Raw genomic sequence first — 17,809 nt, forward strand, 5'->3', positions numbered from 1 at the left:
ACAAGATATTGAGAAAAAAATTGGTGATATCTATCATTATTTTGCTTATTAGTACTTTAGGAGTATTCATTTTTGTAAAACAAGTAGAACATGCTAGATTTGAAGCGAGGAGAGACAAGCTGATTAAGCATTCTTTCTCTCTTTTTGAAGAACAGACAGCTCTTTATATTAAGGAAAAGTATACTGGTATTAGTAAAATTGAATTTTCTCCTATCTTTTTTGAAGAAGGAGGACCTAATGATTACTTATCTATTCAAGTTGTGCCAGTCATTTATGATCAAGAAGGAAATAAGGCCTATTTGGGACGGGAAGTAGGAAAAACATCTTTCCTCAGTTATGGTCTGCATTTTGGTGTTGAATTTGATTTTGGGATTGATAATGAAGAGATTATTGTTTTAGAGAATTCGAAAGTTGGTGGAGATATTGATGTATCTGACGCTAAGACTCTCCCTGAGAATGCAAAAATGTCTAAAGGATATGGAATTGATGATAATATAAGTGCATTAGTAAAAGATGGTCAGTTGAAAAATGTCAAGAAAAAGGAGGGTGGTAGCTCTCAAGTCGAAATTGTCTATAACCTAGAAATTCGGAAAGAAGATTATCGAAAATGGCGTTAACAGATAAAGAAATTCAAAAATCTATGGGTTAACAGAAAGAAATCATTTAACAACATGAAGACGCGTTTTCTATTATAGACATAAATTAAAATCGACGATATTGTACTATCATCAAGATAAAAAGAAAACTTTTAAGGAATTGCTTTTGTTCTATTTAAAGCAGAAAAATGCTTTTTATATTATAGCAAAACCAATGTCGTTTATTAAAGAACTTCTATTGAACTGTAGAGTGTTTGGGCAATTCTGATGAATCCAAATTAGAATAAGACAACAGACTTCACTTGGGGAGGAACTTACAGATGGCTTCTTTTAACTTTAAAAATGAATGGTAAATAGCTACTGAAATATTTGACGTAATTTGATATACTAGGAAGCAAGTATAATTTTTTTGATTGACTTGGAATGGAGGCGCTTATGAAACTGAATGTGAATCTCCCGCATCATCCCTATGATATTCTCATCGAAAAGGGGTCTTTATCTCAGGCTGGAAGTTGGCTGTGTCAGCTTTGGCAGCCTCAGAAGGTGGTTATCGTCACGGACAATCGAGTGGCTCGACTCTATGCGGAAAAGGCCAAGCTGAGCTTGGAAGCGGCTGGGTTTAAGACTTTTGTCTTTGACTTTTTGGAGGGTGAAGCCAGCAAGAACTTAAAGACAGTCAACAAAGTCTATGAGTTTTTGGTCAAGGTTGGTCTGACTCGCAGTGATGGTATTGTGGCATTGGGAGGTGGCGTTGTTGGTGATTTGGCAGGATTTGTTGCATCGACCTACATGCGGGGCATTCATTTCGTGCAGATTCCGACCAGTCTGACAGCTCAAGTAGACTCCTCTATCGGTGGTAAGACAGGTGTCAATACGCCTTGGGCCAAGAATATGGTCGGGACCTTTACCCAGCCTGACGGAGTTCTGATTGACCCAGAAGTCTTGCATACTTTGGGCCAGCGGGAGCTGATCGAAGGTATGGGTGAGGTAGTAAAATACGGCTTGATTGAGGATAAGGAACTCTGGGATGAGCTTTCGGAAATGGATGGCAGTCCGAAGTCAATTTTGGAGCATGCCGAAAGCATCATTTACCATTCCTGTGATGTCAAGCGTAAGATTGTGGTCGAGGACGAGCTGGATAATGGTGTTCGCCTTTACCTGAACTTCGGCCATACTATTGGGCACGCTATTGAAGCGACAGCGGGCTATGGAAAAGTCATGCACGGTGAAGCCGTGGCGATTGGCATGGTACAGGTTTCCCGCGTCGCTGAAAAGAAAGGCCTCATGCCAGCCGGAATTACAGAAGACATCGTCCGTATGTGTCAGAAATTTGGCTTGCCGGTGGATTACCAGCCATGGAATGAGAATGCTCTTTATCAGGCCTTGACCCATGATAAGAAGGCACGAGGCAACTCTATCAAGCTAGTACTGGTGCCTGAGCTGGGTTCGGCTAGTATTCACCAGATTCCTCTGGAAGAGATGAAAGAATTTCTGAAGAAATAAGTGCCAGATGGAGTTTAAGGCGATTGGACAGTTTGGATAAAAAATAGACAGAATGTCCAGTTCTTTCCATCCCAAAAATAGGAGAAAATGTATGAGATACTTAACAGCAGGAGAATCGCACGGACCACGCCTGACAGCTATTATTGAGGGAGTGCCGGCTGGTCTTCCTCTGACCGCTGACTATATCAATGCTGAGCTCAAGCGCCGTCAGGGTGGGTACGGTCGTGGTGCCCGCATGAAGATTGAGAGCGACCAAGTCGAGATTACGTCTGGGGTTCGTCATGGCTTGACCATGGGCGGCCCGATTACCCTCAATGTCACTAATCTAGATCACCAGAAGTGGCTGGAGATTATGAGTGCGGCGGATGTGGATGAAAAGAAAAAAGGGCTGCGCAAGATTACCAAACCACGCCCTGGCCATGCTGATTTAGTTGGTGGTATGAAATACCGCTTTGACGATTTGCGAAATTCTCTTGAGCGCTCTTCTGCGCGCGAAACGACTATGCGTGTGGCAGTCGGAGCAGTAGCCAAGCGTTTGCTGGAAGAAATTGGTGTAGAGGTGGCTAATCATATCGTAACCTTTGGTGGCATTGGTATTGATGTCCCAAATAATCTGACTGTATCAGAAATCAAGGAAAGAGCTGCCCAGTCGGAGGTTTCCATTGTCAATCCCGAGCGCGAAGAAGAAATCAAGACTTACATTGATCAAATTAAGAAAGACGGGGATACCATCGGTGGTGTCATTGAGATCATCGTTGGCGGTGTTCCAGTTGGTCTGGGCTCCTATGTCCAATGGGACAAGAAGTTGGATGCCAAGATTGCTCAAGGAGTCGTGTCTATCAATGCTTTCAAGGGAGTCGAGTTTGGCGTGGGCTTTGAAGCCGGTCGTCTTAAGGGCAGTCAAGTCATGGATGAAATCCTCTGGTCCGAGGAAGATGGCTTCACTCGCAGGACTAATAATCTAGGCGGCTTTGAGGGCGGTATGACCAATGGTCAGCCAATCGTAGTGCGGGGTGTTATGAAGCCCATTCCANCCCTTTACAAGCCACTAATGAGCGTGGATATTGAGACCCACGAGCCGTATAAGGCGACAGTGGAACGGAGCGATCCTACGGCTCTGCCAGCGGCGGGTGTTGTCATGGAAAGCGTGGTGGCCACAGTTTTAGCCACCGAAGTCTTGGAGAAATTCTCTTCGGACAATCTGGAAGAACTGAAGGATGCGGTAGCTCGCCATCGGGAATTTGTCAAGAACTTTTAGAAGTAAGGAGAAGGGCATGGAGAGAAAAACAGTCTATATCGCAGGTCTGGGACTGATTGGAGCTTCTTTGGCTCTGGGCATCAGGCTAGCTCATCCTGAGATAGAGATTCTTGGCTATAATCGCAGTGAGGAATCACGCAGGGTTGCCTTAGAACGTGGAATGGTAGACCGGGTAACGGATGATTTTGCCGCCTTTGCTCCTTTGGCTGATGTGATTATTCTGGCTGTGCCCATCAAGCAGACCATAGCATTTATCAAGGATCTAGCGGAGCTGAACCTGAAGGAAAATGTTATCATTTCAGATGCTGGATCGACCAAGGCAGAGATTGTGGCAGCTGCAGAAAAGTATCTGCAGAATAAACCCGTCCGCTTTGTCGGTGCTCATCCTATGGCCGGAAGTCATAAGACCGGAGCCAAGGCTGCCCATGTCACTCTCTTTGAAAATGCCTATTATATTTTCACGCCCTCTAATCTGACCAAGCCTGGTACGCTTGAGGAAATGAAAGACTTGCTAAGTGGTCTTCATGCCCGCTTTATCCAGGTGGATGCAGCTGAGCACGACCGAGTGACCAGTCAAATCAGCCATTTTCCACATATACTAGCCTCCAGCCTGATGGAGCAAGCAGCAACTTATAGCCAAGAGCATGAACTGACTCAGTCTTTTGCAGCCGGTGGTTTTCGAGATATGACGCGGATTGCGGAGAGTGAGCCAGGGATGTGGACCTCTATCCTCTTGACCAATCCTCAAGCTATCTTGGAGCGGCTGGAAGATTTTAAAGATCAGTTAGACAAGGTGGCTGCAGCGATTGAGGCCAAGGACGAGACAGCTATCTGGGAATTTTTCGATCGAGGACGGCAGAGCCGTAAGCAGATGGAAATTCATAAACGAGCTGGTGTGGATAGCTTTTATGATCTCTTTATTGAAGTGCCCGATGAAGAAGATGCGATTTTGGGTATTTTGGAACTCCTGCGAGGAATTTCTGTCGTCAACATCCGGATTAACGAGGAAAACCGAGAAGATATCAACGGTATTCTGCAAATCACCTTTAAAAATCACCAAGATTTAGAAAAATCTGCTACAATAGTAAGAGAAAATACGGATTACCTAGTGTCCGAAGACTAATATAGATTGGAGAACTCTATGTCAAATATTTATGATTTAGCCAATGAACTGAGCAGAAATCTGCGTGATTTGCCTGAGTACCAAGCAGTCGCAGAAAGCAAGAAAGCAGTAGATGCTGATAGCGAAGCGAAGGCTATTTTTACAGATTATCTGGCTTTCCAGCAAGAGTTGCAACAGCTGGCTCAGACTGGTCAGGTACCGACTCAGGAGGTGCAGGACAAGATGACTTCCTTTGGCGAGAAGATTCAGGGCAATGCTGTTCTTTCTGAATTTTTCAATAAGCAGCAGCAACTGTCCATCTATCTAGCGGACATTGAGCGTATCATCTTTGATCCAGTGCAGGATTTGCTTAAGTAGGCTATTAAAAAGAAGAATCTGGGATGAATACTCGGATTCTTTTTGCTTTAGCTAGGATTCCAGAAATTTTAAGAATTTCTGGTCTTTTTATGATAAAATAAGAAGCAACAAAGGAAAGTACGAGGTCATCTATGAAATTATCAACTAATATAAGAGGCCTGAAGGGCCGTATCCGCGTACCTGGAGATAAATCTATCAGCCACCGTTCCATTATTTTTGGCAGTTTGGCCAAGGGGGTCACTACTGTTCGCGACATTCTGCGAGGAGAAGATGTGCTGTCAACCATGCAGGTTTTTCGCGACTTAGGCGTGCAGATTGAGGACGATGGAAATCTAGTCAGGATTCATGGCGTAGGATTTGAAGGCCTGCAAGCACCGAAAAATAAGCTGGATATGGGCAATTCTGGAACGTCTATCCGTTTGATTTCTGGTGTTTTGGCCGGTCAGGATTTCAAAGCGGAGATGTTTGGTGACGACAGTCTATCCAAGCGCCCTATGGATCGGGTGACCATTCCTCTGCGGCAGATGGGAGTCGAGATTGCTGGTCGGACTGAGCGTGATTTACCACCGCTCAAGATGAAGGGCAGTAGGGAACTGAAGTCTATTCATTATCAGCTGCCAGTGGCTTCTGCTCAGGTTAAGTCGGCCTTGATTTTTGCTGCTCTGCAGGCTCAGGGAGAGTCGGTTATTATAGAAAAGGAAATCACCCGTAATCATACAGAAGATATGATTGCCCAGTTTGGTGGGCAGATTGAGGTCAAGGGCAAGGAAATTCGCATTCAGGGTGGTCAGGAATTCACTGCTCAGGAAGTGACGGTTCCAGGTGACATTTCCAGTGCGGCTTTCTGGCTGGTGGCTGGATTGATTGTGCCGGACTCTAAGATTGTTTTAGAAAATGTTGGCATCAACGAAACTCGTACAGGTATTCTAGAAGTAATAGAGGCTATGGGCGGACGGATGACGCTGTCAGATGTCGATCCAGTAGCCAAGTCTGCTACCATCACCGTTGAGACGTCTGATCTTAAAGGAACGGAGATTGGCGGCGAGATTATTCCACGCTTGATTGATGAGTTGCCGATTATTGCTCTTCTGGCGACGCAGGCTCAGGGACGGACTGTCATTCGTGATGCAGAGGAGCTCAAGGTCAAGGAAACAGATCGTATCCAGGTAGTAGCAGACGCTCTCAATAGCATGGGCGCAGCTATTACCCCGACGGAAGACGGCATGATTATTGAAGGGAAAACACCTCTTCACGGCGCACAGGTCAACACCTTTGGTGACCATCGCATCGGGATGATGACGGCAATTGCTGCTTTGTTGGCTCAAAGCGGTCAGGTAGAACTTGAGCGGTCTGAAGCTATTAAGACCAGCTATCCAAGCTTCTTCAGCGACTTGGAGGGCTTGATGCATGGCTAAGATATTGCTGGGCTTTATGGGAGCCGGAAAGTCCACAGTGGCCAGAGGCTTAGCCCAAGACTTTGTCGATATGGATGAACTGCTTTGCCAGAGGCTGGGCATGTCTATCAAGGACTATTTTGACCAGCATGGTGAAGCGGCCTTTCGGGCTGCTGAAGCCCAACTCTTAGCTGAGTTGATCGATACGGACTTGGTCGTCTCAACTGGAGGTGGTGTGGTCGTCAGCTCTGAAAATCGCAAATTACTGACTCAGAATGCTGACAATATCTACCTGAAAGCAGATTTTGAAACGCTCTATCAGCGAATTCGGCAGGATGCTGAGCAAGATCGACCTTTGTTCTTAAATCAGAGCAAGTCAGACTTGCAGCAGATTTTTGATCAGCGTCAGACCTGGTATGAGGAAGTGGCGACCCAGATTGTCGATACGAGGCTCAAAAGCCCGCAGGAAATTATTGAGGAAATTCAATGAAAATAGCATTTTTAGGTCCTAGAGGCTCCTTTTCTCACCATGTAGCCCAAGCTGCCTTTCCCAGCCAGAACTTGGTGCCTTATCAGAATATCACCGAGGTCATGAAGGCTTATGAGGCTAGAGAAGTGGATTACTCGGTTGTTCCGGTGGAAAATTCCATTGAGGGCAGTGTCCATGAGACGCTGGACTATCTCTTTCATCAAGCAGATATTCAGGCGGTGGCTGAAATCGTTCAGCCCATCAAGCAGCAGCTTTTGGTGACGGATTTAGAAAAGCCAATTGAGAAGATATTTTCTCATCCGCAGGCTATTGCCCAAGGGAAAAAATACATCCGTCAGCATTATCCGCGGGCTGCTATTGAGGTCACAGCTAGTACAGCCTATGCAGCTCGTTTTGTGGCAGAGCATCCTGAAAAGAATTTTGCGGCTATTGCCCCGCGTACGTCTGCAGCAGAATACGGGCTCAAAGTAGCGGCCAGCGACATTCAGGAAATGGAAGAAAATTATACCCGCTTCTGGATTCTAGGCCATGAGGTGCCAGAGCTTCAACTGACCAAGACAGGAGACAAGCAGACACTGGCTTTGACCTTGCCGGACAATCTGCCAGGTGCCCTCTATAAGGCTTTGTCGACCTTTGCTTGGCGTGGGATTGACCTGACCAAGATTGAGAGCCGGCCTCTAAAAACGGCTTTGGGAGAGTATTTCTTCATTATTGACATTGACAACGAGCAGAAAAAATTGGCGGATTTTGCCTATCAAGAGTTGACAAGTCTTGGAATTACTTATAAAATTTTTGGTAGCTACAGTGTGTTTCTGATTCAGGACAAGTAGCAGTAGATTGGAGAAGAGATGAAGAAACCAGAAAATCTTAGCCATCATGAACAGCTCCGCTTAGATTATCTCTATAAAAATTATTATTATCTAAACGCTAAAGAAAAGAAAGAATTTGACTATCTGCGGCAGAAGTCCAAGGGGATTGGCGGTTCAGCCAGTGCGCCTGACCATGAAGAGCAGCCGCATACAGTTAGTGACGCCTATGAGCAAGAGCCAGTGGAAATGGATTCTTCTGGTCTTTTGCCCAAGTACCCTGAGCGTTCTTCTCGCAGCAGAAAGCAAAAGAAGGCGCCTGAAGCTCTGGCAGGAGCTGGTCTGGGACAAGACAAGCCCAAGAAGCCTCGCAAAAAAATCCGCTTGAAACGGATTCTGCTTTGGGCAGGGATTTTCCTGCTGATGGTCTTGGGGGGCATGATTTTCATGTTTATCAAAGGCTTGACGACAGCTCACACTGGCAATTCTAAACCAGCAGAAACGGAATTCTTTGACGGCAAGGATACTAAGGACGGAGTGAATATCCTCATTCTTGGGACGGACGGCCGAGTTGGTGATGACTCGACTGAGACGCGGACCGACTCTATCATGGTTTTGAATGTTGGTAATAAGGACCACAAGGTGAAATTGGTCAGCTTTATGCGTGATACTCTTATTCACATTGACGGCGTCAGCAATGAGTACACCGATCCGTCGCAGGCAGATTACTATGACCAAAAGCTCAATTCTGCCTATACGATTGGGGAGCAAAATCACAACCGTGGTGCAGATTATGTCCGCCAGATGCTCAAAGATAATTTTGATTTGGACATCAAATATTATGCACTGGTGGATTTCCAGACCTTTGCGACAGCTATTGACACCCTTTTCCCAAATGGCGTCAGCATGAATGCCCAGTTCTCAACCATTGATGGGGAGAAAGTGACAGAAGTTGAAGTGCCGGATGACCTGAATATGAAGGACGGTGTGGTACCTAATCAAACAATCAAGGTCGGTCAGCAGCAGATGGACGGTCGGACCTTGCTCAACTACGCTCGCTTCCGTAAGGATGATGAGGGCGACTTTGGCCGGACCCGCCGCCAGCAGGAAGTCTTGACAGCTGTTTTCCAGCAAGTCAAAGATCCGACCAAGCTCTTTACTGGGTCAGAGGCCCTTGGTAAGGTCTTTGCCTTGACTTCGACCAATGTGCCTTACAGCTTCCTTTTGACCAATGGTCTCTCTATGGCTGGAGATTCCCGCAATGGAGTTGAGCGCCTGACGATTCCAGAAAATGGCGACTGGGTGGACACCTATGACATGTACGGTGGCCAAGGGCTCTTGATTGACTTTGAAGCCTATAAAGAAAGACTGCAGCAAATGGGTCTCAGATAAGATATATGATATAATGAAAGGTAGGACGATGTCCTGCCTTTTCTTTTGGGAAATGGCAGAGCGATAAAGCAGAAAGAGAAAAATATGTTAAAAAAGAATGATGTGATTGAAGTTGAAATCGTGGATCTGAGCCACGAGGGAGCTGGAGTTGCCAAGGCAGAAGGTCTGGTTTTCTTTGTGGAAAATGCCCTGCCGGGTGAACTCATCCGCATGCGTGTGCTCAAGGTCAACAAAAAAATCGGCTTTGGCAAGGTAGAGGAATTTCTCCGTACTTCAAACCAGCGCAATGAAAATCTTGATATGGCTTATCTGCGTACGGGGATTGCCGACTTGGGGCATCTGAACTACCCAGCCCAGCTGGACTTCAAACGCAAGCAGGTCAAGGATAGTCTTTATAAGATTGCTGGTTTGTCTGATGTTGAGGTGCCGCCTACACTTGGTATGGAGCAGCCGCTGGGCTACCGTAATAAGGCTCAAGTGCCTGTCCGCCGTGTCAATGGCCAGCTGGAAACAGGATTTTTCCGGAAAAATTCCCATGACCTCCTGCCGATTGAAGATTTCTATATTCAGGACCCAGTCATTGACCAAGTTATCCTCTTTACACGCGACCTGCTGCGTCGCTTTGACCTCAAACCTTATGATGAGCAGGAAAAGACGGGACTCATTCGCAATCTAGTTGTTCGCCGTGGTCATTATTTAGGGGAAATCATGGTAATTCTGGTCACAACCCGACCTAAAATTTTCCGAGTAGAGCGGCTGATGGAGCACTTGACAGAGGCTTTTCCAGCTATCAAGTCCATCATGCAAAATATTAACGACCAGCCGGGCAATGCGATTTTCGGAAAAGACTGGCGAACGCTTTATGGTCAAGACTATATCACCGACCAGATGCTGGGACATGACTTCCAGATTGCTGCGCCCGCCTTTTACCAGGTCAATACAGAGATGGCAGAAAAGCTCTATCAGACAGCTATTGACTTTTCCGAACTAACCGCTGATGATGTGGTGCTTGATGCATACTCGGGTATCGGGACTATCGGTCTATCAGTTGCCAAGCATGTCAAGCAAGTCTATGGTGTGGAAGTGATCCCAGAAGCGGTCGAAAATAGCCAAAAGAATGCGGCAATCAACGGCATTACCAACGCCAGCTATGTCTGCGCTCCTGCTGAAGAAGCCATCCAAAACTGGCTTAAAGAGGGCATCCAAGCGGATGTCATCGTAGTCGATCCACCACGAAAAGGCCTGACCGAGAGCTTCATCAAAGCCAGCGTTAGCATGGAGCCCAAGAAAATCACTTATATCTCCTGCAATGTCGCCACCATGGCGCGTGATATCAAACTCTATCAAGAATTAGGATATGAGTTGAAGAAAGTACAGCCGGTGGACTTATTTCCTCAAACGCATCATGTTGAGGCGGTATCGCTGCTTGTACGAGCTGAGGCATCAGCGAAGTAGAAGTAGATGCTCCGCCCATGGGATAGGACTCGTAGAATGAGGAGGGAAACCGACGAAATGATACGGTAAGTCCGAACCGCTGAGTGTGTAGCTCTGCTGGTGAAGGAGTGAGAATCTTTTAGCGAAAGGCTTTATGAAGTCACTGATAACAGTGGCTTTTTGGTCTTAGTGGGTAAGTATAAAAGCAACCACTTAAGTTGAGGTGGTTGCTTTTATACTATTTTTTGAAGTAGGTGTAGAAAATTTATTTCCATAGACTGGTGATGGAGATGTAATTACCAAACATAAATAAAGAAAGTTTTAATTGAAGGTAACTCAGCTCTTGTTTTCATTCATTCAACGAATTAAGTATTTGGCTTTTTAATTTGAATGAAAATTATTAGGCAAAGTATATAAATAACAAATTGACCAAGACCAATATATTGGAAAATATTCCAATTCTTCATATCAATCACAGATGCTACAAAACTTCCGAAAGGAACAAATATCCCACTGATAGTAAAAATAATACTAAAAACTCTTCCGAGAAATTCTGAATTAACTGTAATTTGAAGATGGGACATCAAATTAACATTGAAAAGAGTTACACTAGAAGTGAAAATTCCAAATAGAACTAACACTAACAATTGTGAAGAACTAGCAAATCCAATGAGAAATAAAGCTCCTGCACCTGGTAATAGAAGATGGAAAAATTGTTCAGGTTTTAGTGTTTTCTTATATACTCCAGCTATTAAAGCTCCCCCTATACTACCTATAGATTGAGCTATAAGTATGTAGGCGTATATATTTTTATATCCTGAAAAAGAGGATGTGAATGGAAGGTAAAATGAATAAATAGCGTCTAGGAAGTTTAATACAGCACTGGCAACAAGAATAATGAGGAGTGCTTTATCGTTTACCACATATTTGAAACCATCTGCTATTCCCGATAAAAACGAAGTATTATTGGCTTTATTTACTTTTAGGATATGGAAGTAGTGCTCACATATTGCGGAGATAAAGAATGAGATGGAATTAATGAGCATACCATATTTGAAGCCGAATTCCTGAATTACAAATACGGAGAAGATAGGAGCACTTACGGCAACAACTTCTGCAAGTATTTTAGATATTGAATTGTATTTGTGAATTCCTTCGCTAGATAATAAATCTCTAACGATTGCTTTATAGGTTGGACGATTAAAGCTAAATAAAATTGCTAATATGATATTTACAATCACAAATGCCCAGATGTTATCAGGATTATAAAATAGGAATAGCAGAAAAGTTACTGCTCCGGCAATTAGATCTGTCAGGATAAGTATACGTTTTCGATTATTGAAATCAGCAAAATGCCCAGTAAATAAATTAAGAAATAACTGAATAACTGATTCACTGGATAAATAAATCATCATAAAAAATGAAGAGTTTACAGCAAGATTAGCAATAAGTAACTTATTTGCATAATCAAAAATAATATTCCCGAAGTGAGTTGTTTGTCCCCTTATTAATAAAAGGAGAATATTCTTATTTTCTTTGTTCATGTAAGTATCCCTTCAATAGTTCAAAAACATGAGTGAATTCTTGTTGAGATTTTAGAGTAAATGTGATTAGAAATCTTAAGTCATCTAAAGAAGTTGCAGATATAGATTCTTTTTCTGGATATTCTCTATAGTAATCAAATGTAATAGGGAGAGTGGGAGGGAGTTGTTTTTGACCGCTTTGGAATATTGCTAATGTTAAAGCAATAAATTGCGGTTTTTCATTATAATTATTTTTTTCTAAGTTACCATTTATTAACTTCCAATATGTAGCAAGTAAATCAAATTTAAAAGCCTGTTTAACAAGTAGAGGTATATTACCTCCACCAAATCTTTTACCAATCTCACAGAAACTTAGTCGATCTGTATCTGCTTGATAAAAAAATTCAGCATGGAATGGATGAACTTCCTCTGTACCCAAATTATCTAGAACACATTGAGTTTCGTTCTTTAGTCGTTCAATGAACTGCTCATTATTGTAAAATGAATTCGTTCTAATAATATTAAAATAATTTTTTTTAATATCTAAAATATTTCCAATGTATTCATGAGTGAAGAAGTATTCGATTTTTCCATTGACTGCAATCCCATCGCATGTAAACATCGTATCAAATGATTCAACAGTCTCAAGAATATAATCTTTAGTAGAATAATAATCAGGAACTTCAGATACAATATGAATATCTTTGCCCGAAGCTTCGCAGCGTGGTTTAATCATAAATTGGTCTGGCAATTGATCATCATTATCTAGCAGAGCAGGCTGGTTGATTTTCCCTGCTAGAGTTTGCCGCATAATTTTTTTATCTTTATAAGCGTAAGCGATCTTCCAAGCTTGATTATGGTCAGTAAACAAAGATTTTAATATTCCTGTGATGTGCATGAGACCTTCGTCAAGTGTGAAGATGTCGCTGATATCATTTCGACTCTCAAAGAGCTGCAATAGTTCTGGTAAATCAAAGTCTTTGATGGTACTAATATTAGTTGAAGGAAAATTAAGTTCTAAGTAATTATCTTTTAAGCGTTCAGGACATATAACACTTAAATTACTGTCAGCCTTGATTCCTATGGTAGAGGGATTAAAACGGTAGATAAAATATTTCATTATTCATACCTCGTATTTTTAATTAGCCATGTTTCGGCATTTAAAAGAGTGTTTTTTGTAGTGACAAAATCCTTTCCACTAACTGAAATTCCGATTATTGCATCAGCACTATGAAATGCGTCATTTACTGTGTTTCCTACTTTTGTATACTCAATATAATCAAAAATAGAATACTTACGTTTCAACTCATCAGTGAGAGTTGGGAGCTGAGTGATTACACCCTTCCTTTTTGCAGTCAGAAGCCACCCAGTTACAGGAAATTCTGTTGGTAGTGTGGGAAGCTGCTCACCACAGATACCGTAAACTAATAGTTGGAGAGGATTATGTGTCAATTTCAACTCAATGTTTTGTCTGATTCTTGCTCCTCCCATTCGACAAGCAATTTCTAAAAAAGTAATTTCCTTTGAGTTGTAGAATACTTCTAAATGAAATAGAAAAGTCCCGCCGGGGTATAGCTGACTAGCTAATGTAGAAGCATACTCTACTAGTCTAGTGTAATCTAATGAATCATGGTCTAGTGATACAGCTGCAGCAGAGATCCCCTCTTTAATTAATAAAGGATTGTAGATGTATAGAGAAGGTTCACAATATACTACCTTTCCATTGTCAAGAAAGCCATCAATGTGATAAATATTGCTATTGATGTATTCCTGAACTAGCACTTCCTCTCCATTTTTAAGAGCAATGTTGGCAGCTAGTTCGAGTTCAGATTTAGATTTTATATGAAAAGTGTCGACCGATCCAGCTCCACTAAGAGGTTTAAGGATGATGTTTTTGTGAACATTATAAAAATCTTGTAATTCTGCAAAAGTAGAAATTTTTTGAGTTCCTGGAACAGTGTATCCAAGTTCTTTTACTCTTTTCGTCATTAAATTTTTATCACGAAACACCTCAGCTTCAGCTACAGATTGTCCCTCAATGTTGAATTCTTCTCTTAGCTCAGCAGCAGTGGTAATATCAAACTCATCAAGCGCTACAATAGCATCAAATTTTTCTAACTGTAATACTTCTCGAGCTTTTGATTTACAATTATTCTGATAATCAGTCGTAGAGATTATACTTACATTAGCTAGGCGAGATTGTTCAAATGAGCTTAGTTTCGACTCATCAGTGAGAATTGTGAATTGATGAGTCGAAGGAAGCCATTTATAAATTTCCGTATAATTTTCTCGGTACGGGTGTAGAATTAGAATATTTTTCATTATTTATAACTTTCTATTGGGTTTTGATGGATGTTTTTTGAGGCTTCTCTATAGTAGGCAAAATTACTTGGTAACTCAGGAATCTTATAACTATTATCAATTTTAGATTGGTAAAGCTTATAAGGAAGCCCTAGTGTTTCATAGGCATATTTTGCTGATATTTCAACCTTACTCTTTTGAATTTTATTCATTGCTCTGTTAATATTTGATGAATAATCTGAATACATTTTTGTGAGTTCATCTTTCAATTGAGGATATATTTCAAGAAGGGTACTCAAAGGAATATCGTTGCAATCAGACTCAAGAAAAATTTCTCTTGCTAATTTTTTTAGAACGTATCCATGTTTATGGCTACTTGATTTTCCTATTTTATCCATCAATGTAGAAAGAGCATCAAACTGACTTACATAAAAATGTGTTAATTCATGATTCTGTACAATTTCAAATATTTTTTTGTAATACTTGTGATAGTTACTGCTTTCGTAAATAGATTTTACATTCTCTTTAACCATATCTAACCGCAATGGAAAGAAGACGCTATCTAGTTGTGAACTATTTCCTTGGAGATAATTAACTAATACAAAGTTCATCAAAGTTACTAAACCATCATAGTATTTCACACAAATTTTAATATAAAAATGCTCACCGTTCAATGGTATATTACAATGCAGTCTTTGTTTTTCAATCGGTATTATATTATCCGTTATTGTAGAAAACTGTTGTCGAATATCTGGAATATCAGGGATGATGACATAGATATCATTTTTATTGATATACTTACCGAGGAAAGTAGTAATAAATGTATTGATAATTTTTTTAAAATTTGTTTCTTGAAATGAGAAAATACTGATTAAAGGTTGACAAGGAGTGGAAAGGGGATTGATTAAATTTGCTGGATATACTTGCCTAAAGCAAGTTTGCTCTTTATAATAAATCCCCTTAATTTCTTGCTTGAATTTATCCAGTTCATCTTGAATTGGTGAAAAAGTAAACAAATTCTTGTCGCCTCTGATTAGATCCGATTCAGGAAGTACCTGGGCATTAAAAGCAACTAACAATTCATCTTTATAAGTAATCTTTTCCATAGANCTTTCCTCTTGTGTTGACTTTATTGATTGAAAATCTTTCGCTAGGTGTTTTACTCAATAAACTTTTATCAATTTCACGGACAATATGCTTTGAAACGTCCGCAATTAACTCAACAGAAGGGTATCGTTTATCTTGTTGAAAGTTAATTTTATTTTTTTCAATATAGAATTTAAAGAGTTCGTATTCTGGGAAATAGTATTCTGTACCAAGTTCCATAATAGCATTTTTCATTATTCTATAGTTTTCTGTGGTAGCTAGGTGCAGATTAGAAAACTTTTCTGATGCTTTTAGGAGAACATAGGGGATAGAAAATTGAATTGATGAAGACGGATTGATAGAATGAATACATTTAATTATGTCCTGTGCAATAGATACAAGATCTTCTGCTGTTAAATATACGTTTACTATTTCAGTATTATAAAACTGATCTTTTGGAAGTTTATTTAGAACTCGGTTTGACTTTTTCCACATTTCCACAGATCCCAAGGAAACTACAACTAAATCACTGTTCACTATGTTTTTAACAACCTCTTCGTCAATTTGTTTATTTTTTTCAATAACTTCATTGACATTATTAGAAGTATTCCAAAATCTAATTTCATCAGTGAACAATTTTAGTTGACTATCAATAATTACCTTATGTTTTAAACTATGACTCACAATTTCTAAATCTTTTAAGAGGGATGGAGCATTGAATATAGTTTGGTAGGGGGCATATGTTGTAATATTGTAATTCGAAAAATACTCAATTCCGGATGCTAAATTATGAGCGGTACAGGCACCTAGAAAACATATGCTTTTGAATGTAGACTTTAAAAACAGTTCTGATTTTTTCTCTGAATAAAAATTAAGCTTTTCCATGAAGAACTCCTTCGTACCCTAATTCTTTCAATACATCATTAATATTACCAAAGCCCCGAAGGACTTGATCAAAGTTGTATAAAGTTGCTGAACTAATATTGGTTTGATTAATCCCCATAAGAATAGCCATTCCTGCACGAATATCTTTGAGGTCAAATTTATTAGTTTTTTCTAATGGCAGGTTAGTTCGAGGGAGAGTTTTTAAAGCTCCATTATCTAATACTTTAAGGTTGATGCCTAATTTTTTTAGTTCAGATACATGACTAAATCTATTTATAAATACTTCGTCAAATATAATGGACGGAACATTATAAGATGCCAGAAATTCAGAAATAATTGGGCCTAAATCAGTAGTGATAAATGGTGCACCACCTAAACGTAAAAATTCGAAATACTCGTAATCAATTTCAGATTTCTTAGTAAATCTAATCGTGTTGTTGTTTTCTTGAACCGAGAGCCCTAATTTATAGAAAAGATTTAAATAACTTTCTGGAATATCATTTATTGATACATTGTCAAAAATAATATCATTCAGAGAATCCCAGAACAATAAAACATAAGAAACTAACATGCTCATATCTGGTGGAAGAGTCAGTTCAGCACTTGATATTTCAATTGTGTCTACTTTAGAGATGCTAATTTTATTTGGTGTTAGATATTTTACTTTACGATTAGTAGACTTCTTAAGTAAATCAACTAAATAAGAAATAGTTGGATCTGGAGAAATTCCATTAATAGTTATTTCATTTGGGTAAACATAAGCTAGGCTGATGGCATTAAAGAAAGCTCCTACACTCTTACTACCATTTGCATAACAGTTGAAAGAGACATTTTTATTGAGAAAATCATTTTTTTCAGAATAGAATAGCTTACCTATGTTATCGTACTGATAATTTGCTATTATTGATAGTATATCCAAGTGTAAGTCAATAGGACGAAAACAAAAATTATCTCCTCCAGGGAACGTAAATAAAAGCTGGTGAAATTTGTATGTTAGAGACGATATGATTCCAATACTGGCACGACTAATCCTGTTTAGAGTTGTAATGTCATAAGGATTTTTTTGAGGTATCAGTTTAATTGAATCTTTATTAGTAGTGGACTCAACCCACTCATTATTTCCAAACTCATAAAGAATATTAAGGAAATCTAGGGCAGTGGGACAGTTGTTAATTGTAAGTTGTTTTCCGTGAAAGAATAAACTCGTTAACAGAATATGTACTCCAACAACTTTATCCCCTTCTATTTTTATATGCTTAGTAGGTCTAATACGGTTTGTTTTAGAGATTTCCATATTAAAGTGGGTCGGTAGTCTACGCCTAGATGCTTTTGGGGTATCTTGATTACTATTGCCATCTATGCGATTTACATGGACCTCCAAATCTTCGAAGGAAATTTCCAAGATTTTAGCATAGGCTATGAGATCTCTAATATTGATATCGCGAGATCCGTTTTCCCAGTTAGAGATTGCCTGCCTACTTATATTGAGTTGTTTGGCTACAAAGTCTTGAGTTAGTCCCATAGCTAGTCGTTTTTGTTTTAAGAAATTCCCAATCATATAATCCACCTTTCAAGTATATGTCAATGTTTGAATAATATTTTACTAAATATTTTGTTAAATTCAAGAATTTTTATGCAACAATTTGTGTCATATATTTTTC

The 17,809-nt window shown here is 40.3% G+C and carries 16 protein-coding genes; 10 read left to right on the forward strand and 6 right to left on the reverse strand.

Features of this window, described 5'->3' with window-relative positions; genetic code table 11:
* The first annotated feature begins 8 nt into the window (after positions 1–8).
* The 10 genes from D8877_RS04400 (at position 9) to rlmD (ending at position 10,374) form a co-directional block, all read left to right on the forward strand.
* Complete coding sequence (locus D8877_RS04400) at positions 9–617, forward strand: hypothetical protein (protein WP_125340867.1); 609 nt, start codon at positions 9–11, stop codon at positions 615–617.
* A gap of 414 nt (positions 618–1,031) precedes the next feature.
* On the forward strand, positions 1,032–2,099 hold the full coding sequence (aroB, locus tag D8877_RS04405) for a 3-dehydroquinate synthase (RefSeq protein ID WP_125340865.1): 1,068 nt from the start codon (positions 1,032–1,034) through the stop codon (positions 2,097–2,099).
* A gap of 91 nt (positions 2,100–2,190) precedes the next feature.
* Entirely contained in the window at positions 2,191–3,357 is a 1,167-nt protein-coding gene (gene aroC, locus D8877_RS04410; protein WP_125352537.1) for a chorismate synthase, read from the forward strand.
* Between the two features lie 16 nt (positions 3,358–3,373).
* Entirely contained in the window at positions 3,374–4,480 is a 1,107-nt protein-coding gene (locus D8877_RS04415; protein WP_125352539.1) for a prephenate dehydrogenase, read from the forward strand.
* Between the two features lie 18 nt (positions 4,481–4,498).
* Positions 4,499–4,837 carry a YlbF/YmcA family competence regulator gene (locus D8877_RS04420; protein WP_125352541.1) on the forward strand — a complete coding sequence of 113 codons (339 nt, stop codon included), beginning with the start codon at positions 4,499–4,501 and terminating at the stop codon, positions 4,835–4,837.
* Between the two features lie 131 nt (positions 4,838–4,968).
* Entirely contained in the window at positions 4,969–6,252 is a 1,284-nt protein-coding gene (gene aroA, locus D8877_RS04430; RefSeq protein ID WP_125352543.1) for a 3-phosphoshikimate 1-carboxyvinyltransferase, read from the forward strand.
* Positions 6,245–6,721 (forward strand): shikimate kinase, encoded by a 477-nt coding sequence (locus D8877_RS04435; protein ID WP_125352545.1) that lies wholly within the window; start codon positions 6,245–6,247, stop codon positions 6,719–6,721. The genes aroA and D8877_RS04435 overlap by 8 nt, the downstream gene beginning before the upstream one ends.
* Positions 6,718–7,551 carry a prephenate dehydratase gene (pheA, locus tag D8877_RS04440; RefSeq protein WP_125352547.1) on the forward strand — a complete coding sequence of 278 codons (834 nt, stop codon included), beginning with the start codon at positions 6,718–6,720 and terminating at the stop codon, positions 7,549–7,551. The genes D8877_RS04435 and pheA overlap by 4 nt, the downstream gene beginning before the upstream one ends.
* Positions 7,552–7,569: 18 nt before the next feature.
* Positions 7,570–8,919, forward strand: coding sequence for an LCP family protein (locus tag D8877_RS04445; protein ID WP_125352549.1), 1,350 nt, complete (start codon positions 7,570–7,572; stop codon positions 8,917–8,919).
* An 84-nt stretch (positions 8,920–9,003) separates the two neighbouring features.
* Positions 9,004–10,374 carry a 23S rRNA (uracil(1939)-C(5))-methyltransferase RlmD gene (rlmD, locus tag D8877_RS04450; RefSeq protein ID WP_125352551.1) on the forward strand — a complete coding sequence of 457 codons (1,371 nt, stop codon included), beginning with the start codon at positions 9,004–9,006 and terminating at the stop codon, positions 10,372–10,374.
* A gap of 344 nt (positions 10,375–10,718) precedes the next feature.
* On the opposite strand, the gene D8877_RS04455 is transcribed toward rlmD, so the two are convergent.
* The 6 genes from D8877_RS04455 to D8877_RS04480 form a co-directional block, all read right to left on the reverse strand.
* Positions 10,719–11,897, reverse strand: coding sequence for an MFS transporter (locus D8877_RS04455; protein ID WP_004186382.1), 1,179 nt, complete (start codon positions 11,895–11,897; stop codon positions 10,719–10,721).
* On the reverse strand, positions 11,881–12,996 hold the full coding sequence (locus tag D8877_RS04460; RefSeq protein ID WP_004186384.1) for an ATP-grasp domain-containing protein: 1,116 nt from the start codon (positions 12,994–12,996) through the stop codon (positions 11,881–11,883). The genes D8877_RS04455 and D8877_RS04460 overlap by 17 nt, the downstream gene beginning before the upstream one ends.
* Positions 12,996–14,198 carry an ATP-grasp domain-containing protein gene (locus D8877_RS04465; protein ID WP_004186385.1) on the reverse strand — a complete coding sequence of 401 codons (1,203 nt, stop codon included), beginning with the start codon at positions 14,196–14,198 and terminating at the stop codon, positions 12,996–12,998. Before D8877_RS04465 ends, D8877_RS04460 begins: the two co-directional genes overlap by 1 nt.
* Positions 14,198–15,283, reverse strand: a complete 1,086-nt coding sequence (locus tag D8877_RS04470; RefSeq protein ID WP_125336920.1) for a hypothetical protein — start codon at positions 15,281–15,283, stop codon at positions 14,198–14,200. The genes D8877_RS04465 and D8877_RS04470 overlap by 1 nt, the downstream gene beginning before the upstream one ends.
* Complete coding sequence (locus D8877_RS04475) at positions 15,264–16,148, reverse strand: GSCFA domain-containing protein (protein ID WP_125352553.1); 885 nt, start codon at positions 16,146–16,148, stop codon at positions 15,264–15,266. Before D8877_RS04475 ends, D8877_RS04470 begins: the two co-directional genes overlap by 20 nt.
* Complete coding sequence (locus D8877_RS04480; protein ID WP_124765557.1) at positions 16,135–17,706, reverse strand: carboxyvinyltransferase; 1,572 nt, start codon at positions 17,704–17,706, stop codon at positions 16,135–16,137. Before D8877_RS04480 ends, D8877_RS04475 begins: the two co-directional genes overlap by 14 nt.
* Between the last annotated feature and the right edge of the window lie 103 nt (positions 17,707–17,809).

The organism is Streptococcus sanguinis, assembly GCF_003943735.1.
Classification (GTDB): domain Bacteria; phylum Bacillota; class Bacilli; order Lactobacillales; family Streptococcaceae; genus Streptococcus; species Streptococcus sanguinis_E.